The 15907-nt window shown below is 56.3% G+C and carries 15 protein-coding genes; 12 read left to right on the top strand and 3 right to left on the bottom strand.

Annotation, left to right across the window (positions count from 1 at the left end; genetic code table 11):
* A partial coding sequence (locus tag Q0362_RS06030) for a hypothetical protein (protein ID WP_298121248.1) occupies positions 1–188 on the top strand: 188 nt, incomplete at its 5' end.
* On the opposite strand, the gene Q0362_RS06025 is transcribed toward Q0362_RS06030, so the two are convergent.
* Positions 175–1080, bottom strand: coding sequence for a LysR family transcriptional regulator (locus Q0362_RS06025; protein WP_298121243.1), 906 nt, complete (start codon positions 1078–1080; stop codon positions 175–177). The two genes, Q0362_RS06030 and Q0362_RS06025, sit on opposite strands and share 14 nt — an antisense overlap.
* Before the next feature lie 89 nt (positions 1081–1169).
* Between Q0362_RS06025 and Q0362_RS06020 the strand changes: the two genes are divergently transcribed.
* The 4 genes from Q0362_RS06020 (at position 1170) to Q0362_RS06005 (ending at position 7736) form a co-directional block, all read left to right on the top strand.
* Entirely contained in the window at positions 1170–4604 is a 3435-nt protein-coding gene (locus Q0362_RS06020; protein WP_298121238.1) for a bifunctional proline dehydrogenase/L-glutamate gamma-semialdehyde dehydrogenase, read from the top strand.
* Positions 4605–4675: 71 nt separating this feature from the next.
* Complete coding sequence (locus tag Q0362_RS06015) at positions 4676–6019, top strand: magnesium transporter MgtE N-terminal domain-containing protein (protein ID WP_298121234.1); 1344 nt, start codon at positions 4676–4678, stop codon at positions 6017–6019.
* A gap of 1 nt (position 6020) precedes the next feature.
* Complete coding sequence (locus tag Q0362_RS06010; protein ID WP_298121230.1) at positions 6021–6599, top strand: DUF1003 domain-containing protein; 579 nt, start codon at positions 6021–6023, stop codon at positions 6597–6599.
* A gap of 3 nt (positions 6600–6602) precedes the next feature.
* Positions 6603–7736, top strand: a complete 1134-nt coding sequence (locus tag Q0362_RS06005; RefSeq protein WP_298121224.1) for a P-loop NTPase — start codon at positions 6603–6605, stop codon at positions 7734–7736.
* Here Q0362_RS06005 and Q0362_RS06000 read toward each other — a convergent pair.
* Positions 7733–9169: an aminobutyraldehyde dehydrogenase gene (locus Q0362_RS06000; protein WP_298121221.1), complete on the bottom strand. Its 1437-nt coding sequence runs from the start codon at positions 9167–9169 to the stop codon at positions 7733–7735. The genes Q0362_RS06005 and Q0362_RS06000 overlap by 4 nt on opposite strands.
* A gap of 123 nt (positions 9170–9292) precedes the next feature.
* On the opposite strand from Q0362_RS06000, the gene Q0362_RS05995 reads away from it, so the two are divergent.
* The 4 genes from Q0362_RS05995 (at position 9293) to Q0362_RS05980 (ending at position 12471) form a co-directional block, all read left to right on the top strand.
* The gene (locus tag Q0362_RS05995; RefSeq protein WP_298121216.1) at positions 9293–9760 is read left to right on the top strand and encodes an Lrp/AsnC family transcriptional regulator; all 468 of its coding nucleotides are present in this window, start codon (positions 9293–9295) and stop codon (positions 9758–9760) included.
* 3 nt (positions 9761–9763) lie between these two features.
* On the top strand, positions 9764–11239 hold the full coding sequence (locus tag Q0362_RS05990; RefSeq protein WP_298121211.1) for an aspartate aminotransferase family protein: 1476 nt from the start codon (positions 9764–9766) through the stop codon (positions 11237–11239).
* Positions 11240–11336: 97 nt separating this feature from the next.
* Positions 11337–11837 (top strand): methylated-DNA--[protein]-cysteine S-methyltransferase, encoded by a 501-nt coding sequence (locus tag Q0362_RS05985; protein ID WP_298121208.1) that lies wholly within the window; start codon positions 11337–11339, stop codon positions 11835–11837.
* 13 nt (positions 11838–11850) lie between these two features.
* Positions 11851–12471, top strand: a complete 621-nt coding sequence (locus Q0362_RS05980) for a DNA-3-methyladenine glycosylase I (RefSeq protein ID WP_298121204.1) — start codon at positions 11851–11853, stop codon at positions 12469–12471.
* A gap of 3 nt (positions 12472–12474) precedes the next feature.
* Here Q0362_RS05980 and Q0362_RS05975 read toward each other — a convergent pair whose 3' ends face one another.
* The gene (locus Q0362_RS05975) at positions 12475–12882 is read right to left on the bottom strand and encodes a twin-arginine translocase TatA/TatE family subunit (RefSeq protein ID WP_298121200.1); all 408 of its coding nucleotides are present in this window, start codon (positions 12880–12882) and stop codon (positions 12475–12477) included.
* 63 nt (positions 12883–12945) lie between these two features.
* Here Q0362_RS05975 and Q0362_RS05970 point away from each other — a divergent pair, with 63 nt between their 5' ends.
* From Q0362_RS05970 to Q0362_RS05960, 3 genes are read left to right on the top strand one after another with little or no spacing between them, the layout of a single operon-like run.
* Positions 12946–13575, top strand: a complete 630-nt coding sequence (locus Q0362_RS05970) for an O-methyltransferase (protein ID WP_298121195.1) — start codon at positions 12946–12948, stop codon at positions 13573–13575.
* 36 nt (positions 13576–13611) lie between these two features.
* The gene (locus tag Q0362_RS05965; RefSeq protein WP_298121191.1) at positions 13612–14676 is read left to right on the top strand and encodes an alpha/beta hydrolase; all 1065 of its coding nucleotides are present in this window, start codon (positions 13612–13614) and stop codon (positions 14674–14676) included.
* A 35-nt stretch (positions 14677–14711) separates the two neighbouring features.
* The gene (locus tag Q0362_RS05960; RefSeq protein ID WP_298121188.1) at positions 14712–15755 is read left to right on the top strand and encodes an alpha/beta hydrolase; all 1044 of its coding nucleotides are present in this window, start codon (positions 14712–14714) and stop codon (positions 15753–15755) included.
* Positions 15756–15907 lie beyond the last annotated feature (152 nt).

Below are 15907 nucleotides of genomic sequence, written 5' to 3'. Positions count from 1 at the left end.
GCTGGGCACCAATGCTCACGGTGCTGACCTTGCTCGCAGTGTGGCCAGCAAATATTTGGTATGCCTTCGACCAACTGGGATCAGATAACACCGCCCTTACGGTCGCGGCCTGGGTGCGTCTCCCCCTGCAGATTCCTCTGCTGTGGTGGGCGTGGAAGTCACCTACCCGAGTAACTAGCTCGACGTAATCAACTCCGCAGTACGAGTCAGCACATCGCGGCACACCACAATCGCTGGGCTCTGAGCACTTGCTCGTCTTGCTGCTGTGAACACCGTCCTGCGCGGGTTTCCCGGCAGGTCAATGAGTTCCACGGTCACGGGACGGCCAACCCACGCCAGACCTGTAAGCAATGCCACGGCATTGCCCGACTCCACCAGGCGAATATGCGCTTGGATATCTGCCGTTTCAAATTGAACGTCAGGTTCAAAGCCGGCCTGGCGGCAGGCTTGTTCTGCCCAGTGGCGTGAGGCTGTGCCACGAGGTTCCATCACCCAGGGCAAGCCAGCGGTGTCTGCCAGAGTCTTGATGTTGTGCTCGGATACAAGCTTCTTCGAGACCCCCAAACGAATGGGGTCGGTGGTCAGATCCACACGGTCTAGCTCCGGGTGGCGTGGAGCTGCATGGCCCGGGTATTGCTCAGCGATCACGAGATCGAAGTCTCTGGTCCAGGTGGCATGGAGGGCAGCTTCAGGTTCTTGCTGGGTTACTTCCAGGCGCATCTCGGGATATTCCGAACGCACCAGTGTCAGCGCATCAGGAAGTAGCGCAAGAGCAGCTGATTGGAAGACAGCCAGGCGGACTAATCCGGCTGGACGCTCGAGGGAGGTGGTGACTTCCGCTTCTGCTTGTTCAAGTACTTCAAGAACGGTGGATGTGTGAGCCACCAGGATCTCGGCTTGTGGTGTCAGGGTGACGCGGCGACCACTCTTGCGCAGGAGTGGAACACCCACTTCCTTTTCCAGCAGAGCAAGCTGCTGGGACACGGCGGAAGGGCTGTAGTTGAGGGCTTCTGCCACCTCAGCGAGGGTGCCACGAAGCTTGACTTCACGCAGTAGACGAAGACGTCTCAGGTCGAGCATGACACCTCCCAATTAGTTAAGTAATTCTAATGAGTATTAGTAACTAATGTGCGCTTTATCTTAAGTCTTATGGGCACCAGACTAGAAGCATGACCGCAGACGCTCTCTCTCCTGAACTTGCCACCGATTCCATCGCGCTTGTGCGCAAATGGTTGACCGAAGCTCAGGGCTTCCCGGTTGACTCCAGTGCCGTGATGCTGGCTGGCGTCTTGAAGGATCCCAACGGTCTTGCCTTCACCGTGGGCTTCGTGGACGGCGTTGTGCGCCCCGAAGATTTGCGCGTTGCTGCCCGCAACTTGAAAGAACTCGCTCCCAAGGTTCCTGCCTTCCTGCCCTGGTATATGCGTGCTGCTGTGCGCGTGGGTGGTCTTGTTGCCCCGATTCTTCCTGGGGTTGTCATCCCCATCTCTCGCAAGGTTCTGCGCAACATGGTGGGTCACCTCATCGTGGACGCGACCGACGCCAAGCTGGGCGGCGCAATCGCCAAGCTGCGCAAGCCCGGTGTTCGCCTCAACGTCAACCTGCTGGGTGAAGCAGTCCTCGGCGAGCGCGAAGCAGCTCGCCGCCTCGAAGGAACCCGTGCACTCCTCGCCCGTGATGATGTCGACTACGTCTCCATCAAGGTTTCTTCCACCGTTGCCCCACACTCTGCATGGGCATTCGAGCAGGATGTGGATCACGTGGTTGAACGCCTGCTCCCCCTGTTCCACCTCGCAGCCGAAAGCCCCACTCCCAAGTTCATCAACTTGGACATGGAAGAGTTCAAGGATCTCGACATCACCATTGAGGTGTTCACTCGTATCTTGGATCGTCCTGAGCTCCTGAACCTCGAAGCCGGCATCGTGCTGCAGGCGTACCTGCCTGATGCACTGGCCGCCATGATCCGCCTGCAGGAATGGTCTGCTGCTCGCCGCGCCCGCGGCGGAGCTGGCATCAAGGTTCGTGTGGTCAAGGGAGCAAACCTCCCCATGGAACGCGTGGAAGCTGCCCTGCATGACTGGCCACTTGCTACCTGGCACACCAAGCAAGACAGCGACACCAACTACAAGCGCGTGATCAACTACGCCCTGCACCCTGACCGCATTGGGAACGTCCGCATCGGTGTTGCCGGCCACAACCTTTTTGACGTGGCCTATGCCTGGCTTCTTGCCGGCAAGCGCGGCGTTCAGTCCGGAATTGAATTCGAGATGCTACTCGGTATGGCCCAGGGCCAGGCCGAAGCAGTCAAGAAGGATGTGGGCGGACTTCTGCTCTACACACCCGTGGTTCACCCTGCAGAGTTTGACGTGGCCATCGCCTACCTGATTCGCCGTCTTGAAGAAGGCGCCAGCCAGGACAACTTCATGTCTGCCGTGTTTGAGCTTTCTGCCAACGAAGGTTTGTTTGCTCGCGAGGAGACACGCTTCCTGAACTCGCTCGCAGAGCTCGATGAGACTGTCCCCGCTTCTCACCGCGTGCAGGACCGCACCAAGCCAGCCAAGCCCATGCCAACTGACCGTTTCGAGAATGCAGCGGACACAGACCCGGCGATTGCCGCGAACCGCGCCTGGGGTGATGGCATTCTCTCTCGCATTGCTTCCTCGCAGCTGGGTAATGACACTGTTGCCAAGCACACCATTAACACAGAAGCAGAGCTCGAGAAAGTCTTTGTCACCGTAACTGGCTCTGGCGCATCATGGCGAACACGCTCCGCCGAGGAACGCGCAGAGATCCTTCACCGTGCCGGTGAGATTCTTGAAGCACGTCGTGCTGACTTGATGGAAGTAGCAGGTAGTGAAACAGGTAAGACTCTCGATCAGTCCGACCCTGAAGTCACTGAAGCTATCGACTTTGCTCACTACTACGCCGAGCAGGCAAAGAAGCTCGGCCGCATCTCCGGTGCTGAGTTTGTTCCTGCTGGTTTGACCGTGGTTACTCCCCCATGGAACTTCCCTGTTGCGATCCCAGCAGGGTCAACGCTTGCAGCACTTGCTGCCGGTTCTCCCGTCATTATCAAGCCCGCAGCACAGGCACGTCGTTGTGGTGCGGTCATGGTGGAGGCTCTGTGGGAGGCAGGCGTTCCTCGCGATGCCCTCCAGCTGGTCAACATGGGCGACCGCGCCCTGGGCAGCAAACTCGTTTCTGACCCTCGCGTAGATCGCGTGATCTTGACCGGTGGCTACGAAACAGCAGAACTGTTCCGTTCTCTCCGCAACGATCTCCCCCTGTTGGCAGAAACCAGCGGCAAGAACGCCATCATCGTCACCCCGAGTGCTGACCTCGACCTTGCTGCGAAGGATGTAATTTACTCCGCCTTTGGTCACGCGGGCCAGAAGTGCTCGGCCGCATCGCTCGTTGTCCTGGTGGGATCTGTTGCCACCTCGCAGCGTTTCCGCAACCAGCTCATTGATGGTGTTTCTAGCCTCAAGGTCGGTTACCCTCAGGACGCCACCACCCAGATGGGACCCATCATTGAGCCTGCCAAGGGCAAGCTCCTTTCTGCACTGACCTCAGTAGGTAAAGGTGAGAAGTGGCTCGTTGAGCCCAAGCAGCTCGATGATTCAGGCAAGCTGTGGTCACCTGGTGTGCGCGACGGCGTCAAGGCTGGCAGCGAATACCACCTGACCGAATACTTTGGTCCTGTGCTGGGCATCATGACCGCGCGCACCTTGGAAGAAGCCATCGCACTGGTCAACGCCATTGACTACGGCCTCACTTCGGGCATCCACTCCCTGGATGCTGACGAAGTAGGCCTCTGGCTGGACTCGATCCAGGCAGGAAACCTCTACGTCAACCGCGGCACCACCGGTGCCATCGTGCAGCGCCAACCCTTCGGCGGATGGAAGAAGTCTGCTGTGGGCGCTGGAACCAAGGCCGGTGGCCCCAACTACCTCTTCGGCTTGGGTAACTGGGAGATTGCTGCCACGGCAGATATCGGCCAGGCACCCACCTCCAAGCATGTACTGACTCTGTTGGACGCTATCGAGCGCTCAGAGACCCTCAATGGCGGCGAGCTCGCCTGGATCCGTCAAGGAACGAGCCTGGACCAGTTCGCCTGGTCTACCGAGTTCGGTCAGGCAGTTGATGTGTCCCAGCTCGGAGTGGAACGCAACGTGTTCCGTTACCGCTCAGTGCCCACTCAGATTCGCTTGATGGAAGAGGGCAGCCCAGTTGAACTCTTCCGAGTCGTGCTTGCTGCCATGCGCGCAGAATCGAACTTCACCGTCTCTGTTCCTGGAACTCTCAATGAGCGTTACATGTGGGCTCTCCAGGCAACCGGGATTCGTGTTGACCAGCGTTCTGACCAGTCGTGGCTCAAGAGCCTCAACGAGCTTGATCTGACCAACGCACGCATCCGTTTGATTGGTGGCTCAGCATCACAGATCACCGCGGTGACCAATGGTCGCCCAGATGTCGCCGTCTATGCCGGACCCGTTCTTTTGGCGGGCCGCATTGAGATGCTTCCCTTCCTGCGCGAACAGGCCGTGAGCATCACAGCACACCGCTTTGGAACTCCTAACCACCTCAGCGACGCCTTGATCTAAACATCGTTGTTCACACACTGTTTGCGCCTCTCTAAGGGGCGCAAACAGTGCTTAACGGGTAGGTTAGAGACGTGACTGGAACACGAGTATTTGTAGCGCGCCTAACTGGCAGCGGCGTATTTGACCCCGCGGGTGACCGCCTGGGTCGTATTCGTGATGTCCTCGTGGTCTACCGCAAGGACAATGCACCTCGCGTCGTTGGCCTCTTGGCTGAGCTTCCTGGCAAGCGTCGCGTCTTTATCTCTATTGGTCGCGTCTCCAGCATTGGCAGCGGTCAGGTCATCACGACCGGCCCCATTTCTGACCGCAAGTTCGAACAGCGTGGTGGCGAAGTTCGTCTGCTGGCTGAATTCTTAGGCCGTAAGGTCACCTTCAACGACGGTTCCGGCGAAGCTGAAATCGAAGACGCTGCCATCGAAGAGACTGGTCCCGGCGAATGGGCCATCAGCCAGCTCTTTGTGCGTCGTCCCCGCCAGGCAGGTGCACCTTTTGCGAAGGGCCCCACTGCTCTTGTTCCCTGGTCTCTCATTACCGAGAAGACCGAAGACGGCGAACCACAATCTGCTGAAGCCCTCATTGCTTCCTACTCCGAACTCCGCCCTGCTGACTTGGCAAACACCCTGCTGGATCTGCCACAGGAGCGCATGCTTGAAGTTGCTGAAGAGCTCCCCGATGACCGTCTCGCTGACGTTCTCGAGGAAATGGACGAGAGCGACCAGATTGAGATCATGGCTCAGCTCGACGACGAGCGTGCTGCGGACGTTCTCGATGAGATGGAGCCCGATGACGCGGCCGACCTCATCGCCCAGTTGCCTGAAGAGCGTGGTGAACACCTCCTTGAGCTGATGGAGCCTGAGGAAGCAGACGACGTTCGTTTGCTGCTGAGCTTCGGCGCTGACACTGCCGGTGGTTTGATGACCCCCGAGCCCATCATCTTGTCTGCAGAATCAACTGTTGCCGAAGGTTTGGCCATGATTCGCCGTAATGAGACTGCACCTGCCTTGGCAGCAGCAGTCTGCATTACGCTGCCTCCCTATGAATCCCCCACGGGACGCTTCTTGGGCATGGTTCACTTCCAGCGCATGCTGCGTTACCCTCCACACGAGCGCCTGGGTGCTCTCATTGACCCCGGTCTAGAGCCCATCTCGGTGGATACTCCTGCTGCTGAGGTTTCTCGTATTCTTGCCAGCTACAACCTGGTTTCTGTTCCTGTCATCGACGAAAACCACCGCCTTGTTGGCGTGGTCACCGTCGATGACGTGCTCGACTACTTGCTCCCTGATGACTGGCGCAGCCACGACGACGAAGACACTCCTGCCTCGGCAGCGATGAGTAAACGTGCGCCGAAGAAGCGTCCGGCAACAAAGAGTGCTGCACCTGCAGCAAAGCCCGCAACCCGAGGAAGGAGGGGCTGACATGGCACGAAGCAACCGTCACGATGAAAGCTTCGACTCCCCCAAAGGTTTCAGCGCGCTGAACCCACGTCCCTCTCGCTCGAGGGACCGCTTTGGTCGATTCACCGAAACCATTGCTCGAGGCATGGGTACTCCTTGGTTCCTGCTGGGACTCACCATCTTTGCCGTGGTGTGGATGTTGTTCAACACTTTTGCACCCGTTGAATGGCGTTTTGACTCCTACGCCATTGGCTTCACTGCTCTGACTCTGATCCTGTCGTTGCAGGCGTCTTATGCAGCCCCCATGATCCTGCTGGCGCAGAACCGCCAGGATGACCGTGACCGTGTTCAGTTTGAGCAGGACCGCCAGCGCGCTGAGCGCAACCTTGCTGACACCGAATACCTTGCACGTGAGGTTGTTGCCCTGCGCCTGGCAATGAAGGACATGGCTACCAAGGACTTCATCAAGGCTGAACTGCGTGCCCTGCTCGAGGAACTCGAGAAGGATGACGAACCGGCCAAGCCTGTTGCCAAGAAGCCTGTGACTCAAGCTCCAGCAAAGAAGCCCACCACGCGTCCTGCAACTCGTTCTGCCAAGTAACACGTGAGCAATCACACCGAGTTAGTTCGTGCGGCTGCGGGGGCAGTGATTGACCCCGAGCTTCGCCGCAGCCTGGCTGATCTCGGCATGATCGGTGCTGTCTCTACTCAGAACAACACGGCATCTGTTGAGGTTCGCCTGACGATTGCCGGCTGCCCAGCAGCGCAGAAGATCGAAAGCGATGTTCGTGCTGCAGCTGAGAGCGTCAATGGCATAGACGATGTCACGGTGGATGTTCAGGTAATGACGGCCGAAGAACGTGCTGAACTTCTGGGTCGCCTGCGCCCCAGCGGAGCAAAGCAGAACCCCTTCGGTCCTGGCACGCTCACCCGCGTTATTGCCGTCACCAGCGGCAAGGGTGGCGTGGGGAAGTCCACCATGACCGCAAACCTTGCTGCAGCACTAGCGACACAAGGTTTCCGCGTGGGCATCTTGGATGCAGACGTCTATGGCTTCTCCATCCCTGCGCTGATGGGACTCGCTCCAGGCGGAGTAGCCGCCAAGCCCACGCGTCTGGATGACATGATCGTGCCACCTGTGGGTCATGACGTGAAGGTCATCAGCATTGGCATGTTCGTAGAGAACGCCAATGCCGCAGTTGCCTGGCGTGGCCCCATGTTGCAGCGCACGATTACCCAGTTCCTCACAGACGTTTACTTCGGTGACCTGGACTTCCTCCTACTCGACCTGCCTCCTGGCACTGGTGACGTGGCGATCACCGTGGGTCAGCAGTTACCTAATGCTGAAGTACTCGTTGTGACCACGGGTCAGACTGCTGCCAGCGAGGTTGCTGTTCGTGCCGGCGTCGTTGCACGCCAAACCGGCCAGCGCATCTTGGGCGTGGTGGAGAACATGGGACCACTGGTCTTGCCAGATGGGTCATCTTTGGCACTGTTTGGTGAGGGTGGTGCTGAGACGGTTGCTAATGAACTCAGCGTTGGCCAAGACAAGGCCGTTGAGGTACTTGCCAAGATTCCGTTGAGCTTAGGGCTTCGCGAAGGCGGCGACGAGGGAACCCCCATCGTGCTATCGAATCCGGCAGATCCTGCAGCTCAGGCCATTACAGAACTGGCCCGCGTGATTGCTCACAGCGGGCCCAGTCGTGCAGGAATAAACCTCGGAATTACTCCGGCTTAGTTCCCGATGTAGCTCATCACGTGCTTGATGCGGGTGTAGTCGTCAAAGCCGTAACCGGAGAGGTCCTTGCCGTAACCGGAGTGCTTGAAGCCACCGTGAGGCATCTCCGCAACGATAGGGATGTGGGTGTTGATCCACACGACACCAAAGTCGAGCTTCTTTGCCATGCGCATTGCGCGGCCGTGGTTCTGAGTCCACACCGATGAAGCTAGGGCATAGTTCACGTCATTAGCCCAGGTCAATGCCTGTGCTTCATCGGTGAACTTCTGCACGGTCATGACGGGGCCGAAGATCTCGTTCTGGATGGCCTCATCGGTCTGCTTGAGACCGGAGATGATGGTTGCTTCGTGGAAGTAACCACGAGAATCCACCCGGTTACCACCGAGTTCGATAGTGGCATTGTCGGGCAAGCGCTCAATGAAGCCCTGGACCTGAGCCATCTGGTTCACGTTGTTGACAGGACCAAACATGGTGCTGGCATCTAGAGGTGAACCGGTAATGGCATTCGCACGTGCGTACTTCACCAGCTCAGCCATGAACTCGTCATAGATACCTGCTTGCACGAGCAGTCGCGTTGCTGCGGTGCAGTCCTGACCAGCGTTGAAGTAGCCAGCACCGACGATGCCTTCTACTGCAGAAGGAATATCTGCATCATCGAAGACGATGACGGGTGCCTTACCTCCCAGTTCGAGGTGGACGCGCTTGAGGTCAGTTGCGGCACTCTTGGCCACTTCCATACCGGCACGAACAGAACCGGTAATGGAGATCATCTGAGGAATCTTGTTCTCCACCATGGCCTTGCCGGTGTCACGGCTTCCCATCACGGCGTTGAATACACCAGCTGGAAGGAATTCTGAAGCCATCTCTGCCAACAGCATGGTGGAGGCAGGAGTGGTGTCAGAAGGCTTCAAGACAATGGTGTTTCCTGCAGCAATGGCTGGGGCGAACTTCCACACCGCCATGTTGAGGGGGTAGTTCCAGGGGGTGACCTGGCCGATGACACCAATAGGTTCGCGGCGAATCATCGAGGTGTGGTCAGCCATGTATTCGCCGGCGGACTTGCCTTCGAGGTGGCGTGCTGCGGTGGCAAAGAACCGGATCTGGTCCACAGAAGGCATGATTTCGTATTCCACGAGAGTCTCAAGTGGCTTACCGGTGTCTTTGGACTCCACTTCAGCAAACTCACGTGCACGCGATTCCATCGCATCTGCAATGCGGAATAGCGCCAGAGAGCGCTCACTGGGAGTGGTGTCTCCCCAGGCGTCGAATGCTGTTGCCGCGGCGCCATAGGCGTCGGCAACATCCTTCTCATTAGAGATGGGGCTGGTGGCATAGACCTCTTCAGTGGCGGGGTTGAGAATGTCCAGACGTTCATCCGAGCTGGATTCCACAAACTGACCGTTGACGAAGTTCTTCAATGCGTGAGTACTCATGAACTCAGCATAAGGCGAAAACCGATAGTAAAAGAAGGGCTTTTCTGAGGATTTCGTAGTTTTATCCACATAAAAGTGCGGTTTCACTTGCTTCGGGTGTTTTTTCCTGTCAGAATCAACCCCATGAACTCAAAGTCTCGCGCCGCGCAGCTCGATGATGTGTCCAAAGCCATCATCGAACAGCTGCAAGAAGACGGTCGCCGCTCCTATGCCGAAATCGGCAAAGCGGTAGGGCTGTCTGAGGCTGCTGTTCGACAGCGAGTTCAGAAACTCACCGATGCCGGCGTTATGCAAGTAGTCGCCGTGACCGACCCCATGCAATTGGGGTTCTACCGCCAAGCAATGATTGGTTTGCGCTGCTCGGGTGACACCCGCGCTATCGCTGACCAGCTGGCCGCATTAGAAGCCGTCGATTACGTGGTGCTCACCGCCGGGTCATTCGACATCATGGCTGAAGTTGTCTGTGAGTCTGACGAAGATCTCATCAATCTTCTCAACGAACAGATCCGAAAGCTTGAGGGCGTGGTTTCAACCGAAACTTTCGTATACCTCAAGCTCCACAAACAGTTATATAACTGGGGAACGCGATAAAAAATGCCGTTATTCACCTCTCGGAAGAACAAGACTGCAGCACATGTTGCAGCACCCACACATGTTGTTACTCCTGCTGCTGCAGAGGCAGAGAAGCCTTATGTAGCACCTGTGTATGACAACAAGGACCTTCAGAAGAAGGCCAGCGACCACCTGTGGATGCACTTCACACGTCAGTCGGTCATGCACGAGAACGGTGTGCCCATCATCGTCAAGGGTGACGGTCACATGATCACCGACATCCAGGGCAAGAGCTACATCGACGGCCTCTCTGGTCTGTTCGTTGTTCAGGCAGGTCACGGTCGTAAGCGTCTGGCTCAGGCTGCCGCCAAGCAGGCTGAAGAACTCGCCTTCTTCCCCATCTGGTCTTACGCTCACCCCTCCGCTATTGAGCTGGCTGACCGCCTCGCTGACTACGCTCCAGGTGACCTGAACAAGGTCTTCTTCTCCACCGGTGGTGGTGAAGCTGTTGAAACTGCTTTCAAGCTGGCTAAGCAGTACTGGAAGAAGATGGGCAAGCCCACCAAGCACAAGGTGATTTCTCGCTCTGTTGCGTATCACGGAACACCTCAGGGTGCTCTCTCGATCACTGGTATCCCCGCGATGAAGGAAATGTTCGAGCCTTTGGTTCCTTCCACCTTCCGCGTGCCCAACACCAACTTCTACCGCGCTGAACAGCACGCTGACGACCTCTACGCATTCGGTCAGTGGGCAGCAAACCGCATCGAAGAGATGATTGAGTTCGAAGGCCCTGACACTGTTGCAGCTGTCTTCCTCGAGCCCGTTCAGAACTCCGGTGGCGCGTTCGCACCACCTCCCGGATACATGGAGCGCGTGCGCGAGATCTGCGACAAGCACGATGTCCTCATGGTTTCCGATGAGGTTATCTGTGCATTCGGTCGTATCGGTGAAATGTTTGCCTGCAACGCGTATGGCTACGTTCCCGACATGATCACCTGCGCCAAGGGTATGACCAGTGGTTACTCCCCTATCGGTGCAACCATCATCTCCGACAAGATCTACGAGCCCTTCTCCAAGGGCACCAGCTACTTCCCCCACGGTTACACCTTCGCCGGTCACCCCGTGTCGGCAGCTGTTGCTCTCGAGAACCTCAACATCTTCGAAGAAGAGAAGCTCAACGAGAACGTGCGCACCAACTCGCCACTGTTCCGTGCAGAGCTGGAGAAGCTCCTCGACATCCCCATTGTCGGTGACGTGCGTGGTGACGGTTACTTCTTCGCAATCGAGCTCGTCAAGGACAAGGCCACCAAGGAGACCTTCAACGATGACGAGTCCGAGCGTCTCCTCCGTGGCTTCCTCTCCAAGGCTCTCTATGACGCAGGTCTGTTCTGCCGTGCAGATGACCGTGGAGACCCCGTAGTTCAGCTTGCTCCACCGCTGACTATTGGTCCCAAGGAGTTCACTGAGATCCGCGAAATTCTTGAGGGTGTCCTCAAGGAAGGCGCGAATATCGTCTAAGACTCTGGCTCGGTAGGGTTTCGTCGCCACTACCTGATGTCAGTATCCCAATGGGGCTGCTACCGCATGCGGTGGCAGCCCCATTATCTTTGTAGGTATGACCTCCACCTTTGCCACGATTGATTCCCCTCTGGGTCGTATTGAGCTGACCAGCGATGGCGAAGCCATCACCTTTCTCAGCATTGAAGGCGTAGAGGGTTCTCCTCATGGGCGCTTACAGCATGGCGGTCGCCCGGGTGATCCGGACAAGGTGATTAAGCAGGCCACCAAGGAACTCGGCGAATACTTCGCTGGTAAACGACAGGACTTTGATGTTCCCGTGAAGCTGGTGGGAACCGAATTCCAGCAGGCCATCTGGCATGAGCTCCTCGCTATTCCTTATGGCGGACATGCCTCTTATGGTGATTTGGCAGCTCGCGCAGGCAACCCCAAGGCAGCTCGTGCTGTGGGAGGTGCTGTGGGAGCAAACCCCGTGCCCATCATTGTTCCTTGCCACCGCATCCTCGCAGGTAACAGGAAGCTCACCGGTTACTCCGGTGGCTCCGGCGTTCCGACCAAGATTCAGCTCTTGGACATCGAAGGCATCGAATACAAGTAATGCATAACAAGTAATGGCCTATCAAGATCTCGAGATCGGCGAAGACGGTCTCGCTCGTTGTGGCTGGGTGGGCACTGATCCCGAATACATCCGCTATCACGATGAAGAGTGGGGCGTGAAACTGTTGGGTGACCAGAAGCTCTTTGAAAAGCTCTCCCTGGAAGCCTTTCAAGCAGGGCTGAGCTGGATCACGATCCTCAAGCGTCGTCCTGGCTTCCGCGCCGCCTTCTCTAACTTCGACATTGCTACGGTTGCCGGTTATTCCGATGCCGACATAGAGCGCTTGATGCTCGATGAAGGCATCATTCGCAATCGCGCCAAGATTGTGGCGACGATTGAGAATGCCAAGGTCACTCAGTCGATGCTTACTCAGTCTCCTGGCGCCTTACACGACCTCATTTGGTCGTTCCAGCCCTTGTCTAGGCAGCGCGCGAATTCCTGCGCTGGAGATGAGCAAGAGCGTTACCAAACCCTGGCAGAAGTACCGGCTGTGACAACAGAATCCGAACAGCTGAGTAAAGCCCTCAAGAAACTGGGCTTTAAGTTCGTCGGTGCTACGACGATGTATGCATTGATGCAATCAGCAGGATTGGTCGATGACCACCTGGCTGGATGTCACAGGTCAGTGAATTAAGGTTTAGGTCGCCTCTAAGTCGAAAGGTGTTCCAGCTTGAGGATCGCGCTGAGCACGCTTTCGTGCTTGTGACTTTGCATACGCAGACTCAGACGCGACGGGAGCCGTGATGGGACTCATGGAAGTGCGGCTAGGCGCATCACCAACCCCGGGAACAGAATCTTCGAGCAGAGCTTCGCGAATAATTCGGCGAGGGTCATACTGCCTGGGATCTAGCTTTTTCCATTCGACTTCATCAAAATCTTCACCAAGTTCTTCCTTGATGCGATCTTTGGCGCCCGAACTCATTTCTTTGAGCTTTCGAACGAATTGACCGAATTTCGCCGAATAAGCAGGCAGGCGTTCGGGACCAATAATGAAGACAGCAATTACCCCAATGAGGAGCAATTTTTCAAAGGTCAAACCAAACACACTATGAGACTACCGCTCCTAAACACTGGGATAGCTCTACGCTTGTGAACCAAGGAGACTGACGTGACACACAACGAACTAACGTGGAAGTTCCTCAACGAATTTGATGTTGAGTCGAGCACCCAGACCAAAGCCCGCGCTATTTCTCTCGAGCACGGCGTGAACGTGATTTCACCCGCTGTCGGAGCACAGCTTGCGCTCGTTGCCGCGGCAACAAATGCCACCAACATTATTGAGGTTGGTACAGGTTTGGGACTTTCCGGTCTGTGGCTTCTTGCCGGTGCACCAGAGGCAACTCTGACCTCTATTGACCCTGAATTTGAATATCACGAGCAGGCTCGTGAACTCTTCACCGAAGCCGGCTACCCTGCAAGCCGCGTGCGCTTGATCACGGGCAAGGCTTTGGATGTTCTTCCCCGTATGAACGAGAACAGTTACGACATCGTGCTCGTTGATGGTGACCCTGCACAGGTTGCCCAAAACGTGGAGCACGCTTTGCGTCTTGTTCGCGTTGGTGGAACCGTTCTTGTTCCTCACATCTTGCAAGATGGCGATATTGCGAACCCTGCCAAGCGCGCTGGCATCATTGCTGGCTTCCGCACGGTGCTTACTGAAGCTACCGAGTCCGAGAACATCGTAGTTGCCCTCTCCCCTGCCGGAGATGGCCTGCTTCAGTTCACCAAGATTGCCTAACAACCTCAATTAGAGCCATAACGGGGAGGTGCTGGTGTGAATAAACAGCATCACGTGAAAAGAAGACCACTGGCTCGTTTAGCCGGAATTGCCGTTTCCCTGGGGTTAATGACCGCGTCGCTCACTGGCTGCGTTTCGGATAACTCGGACCCACATCGTGTAGCCGTGATTATTTCGGGTGTTGCATCTGTTTCGCCCTTTACAACTCCTGACCAACCCTGCACAGAAGGTCAGAGCGCAGGAGCAACTGACTCATTTATCAGGGACTACTTAGAAAATGAATCAATACAGGTGTTTACTGCTCCTGTGATGGCAGGTCCCGGCCAAGTCCCTTCAGAACTCCCCCAGGACAAGGGCGGTCCTTTCGGAAATTGCCCAGAGCAGCTCCCCGCTGAGCTCACCGTTGATTCGACTAATTCCGTCGACACCGCCGGCAAGAATCTTTCAGCGTTCATTTCGTATGTGCATGAAAAGTATGGGGTTCGACAAGTTGACCTCATTGCCCACTCCTTGGGTGGCATATTCACCAGAAATGCCATCAGGGAACTTCAGTCACAAAACTCACCGGTTGAGGTGATGACCCTGACGACAATTGGAAGCCCCTGGGAATCACCCATCATGGCGAATACCTCCTCTGACCCGGTGCAGGCGTGTGATGGTTTTGAGCTGTGCGAAGGATTCATGGAGGAATTAGTGGCCATCCCTTCAATCAACAACATCTTGAATTTTCTCGCGCCAGAAAGCATCAACCAGTGGACTCAGGAACAAACTGGAGTCCTGGATAACATCCCTGTCACACTTATTGCCGGCACCTACTTCAGCAAGGTCGCAGGCAACTCAGCAAAATGGCCCAACGACGGCTTCATCCAATACTCAGCCGCCACAGCAAGAAACGTCCCTGACTCGGTACTGCCTATTCGAGCCTGTTTCACAGAGCCTTACACTCACAGCGTCTACACCTCCCACTTCGCCGGCGATGCACCCGACTCTGCGATCACATGGAACGCTCAAACAGGTCTCATTATTCTCAACGCCATCCGCACAGCACACACAACTCAACAGCTCACTAACCGTCTCGGCTGCCCTACGCCTGAGAAGTAAACTTGGTTGAGACGACACAAAGGATTTCACACACCATGAAAAAGCTTTTCCTCACCGCGATTGCACTCACGTCCCTGGTGCTCACTGGATGTGCGCCTGCAGCAGCTCCAGCAGAAAAGGAAAACAGAGCTGTCGTCATCATGTCGGGAGGTGGGGCAACAAGTCCTTTCACCACCCCCACACAAGCATGTAAAACAGGCCTCGCAGCCGGAAACACCGACACTGCCCTCCGCGAATCTCTCCTCAAAGCTGGCAAGCAGGTTTACACCGCACCCGCCATGGCTGATTGGGGAACAGTAGTGGAGCCAGCCGCCGACTCATTCGGCGCCTTTGGCGACTGCCCCGAAGTTCTCCCCGAGTATCTGACGGTCATGTCATCTGGAGATATCAACGCCAGTGGTGAACGTCTTGCCCGTTTCGTGATGTATCTCCACGACACCTATGGCGTTACTGATGTTGACTTTGTCGGCCACTCCAATGGTGGGCTGTTCTCTCGAGCTGCTATTCGATTGATCAAGCAGCTTGAACTTCCCATTACTGTTCGTTCTCTCACCATGCTGGGCACCCCCAACGATGGAGCCTTCCCCACTGAGTACGCAGCAGGTGAAGTTGAACTGTCTGAATGCCTCGGAGATGCCTTCTGTGAGAAGTTCCTCACAGTCTGGAAATCCTACGCTGGCCAAGTTGATAAGGGCCTCAACGGTGAGGACACCACCCATTACCTCGACGGCGATGATGGCTGGAACCAAGCTCAAGAAGGTTTCCTTGATGGCATTCCGGTCATGCTTATCGGAGGAAGCCAGTGGTCAAACCCTGCAGGCAACCCAGAACTGTGGCCCTTCGACGGAATTACGCCTGTCTACAGCGCTTTTGCTCAGGGCATTTCCGACAAGGTGATCCCCCACCGCACCTGCTGGTCAGCTCCCCTCACACACAGCATCTTTGTTTCTGACTTCGCTGAGCTTGATTGGCAAACTGCGATGACGTGGAACACGGAATCTCTCGCTCAAGTCAACAAGGCTATTGACAGTGCAGATGAGGCACTTAGCCAACCCAACCGCCAGGGATGCCCTGAGTAAAGCGTTGGTGTGAGGCTGACTGCCTCCTTACAGCGTCACCCAGCCGCTACTTTGGCCTGCCTACTACCGGTCATAATCAGGGCCCAGGCAGTGAAGAACCACGCGACGGCAACACCGACGATGACCCAGATGACTGTTCCACCCAGAATTCC

The sequence above is a fragment of the uncultured Aurantimicrobium sp. genome, from assembly GCF_936931525.1.
Classification (GTDB): Bacteria; Actinomycetota; Actinomycetes; order Actinomycetales; family Microbacteriaceae; genus Aurantimicrobium.
Note: the sequence above shows the minus strand (reverse complement) of the source record. Positions and strands in the feature narration are given on the sequence as shown.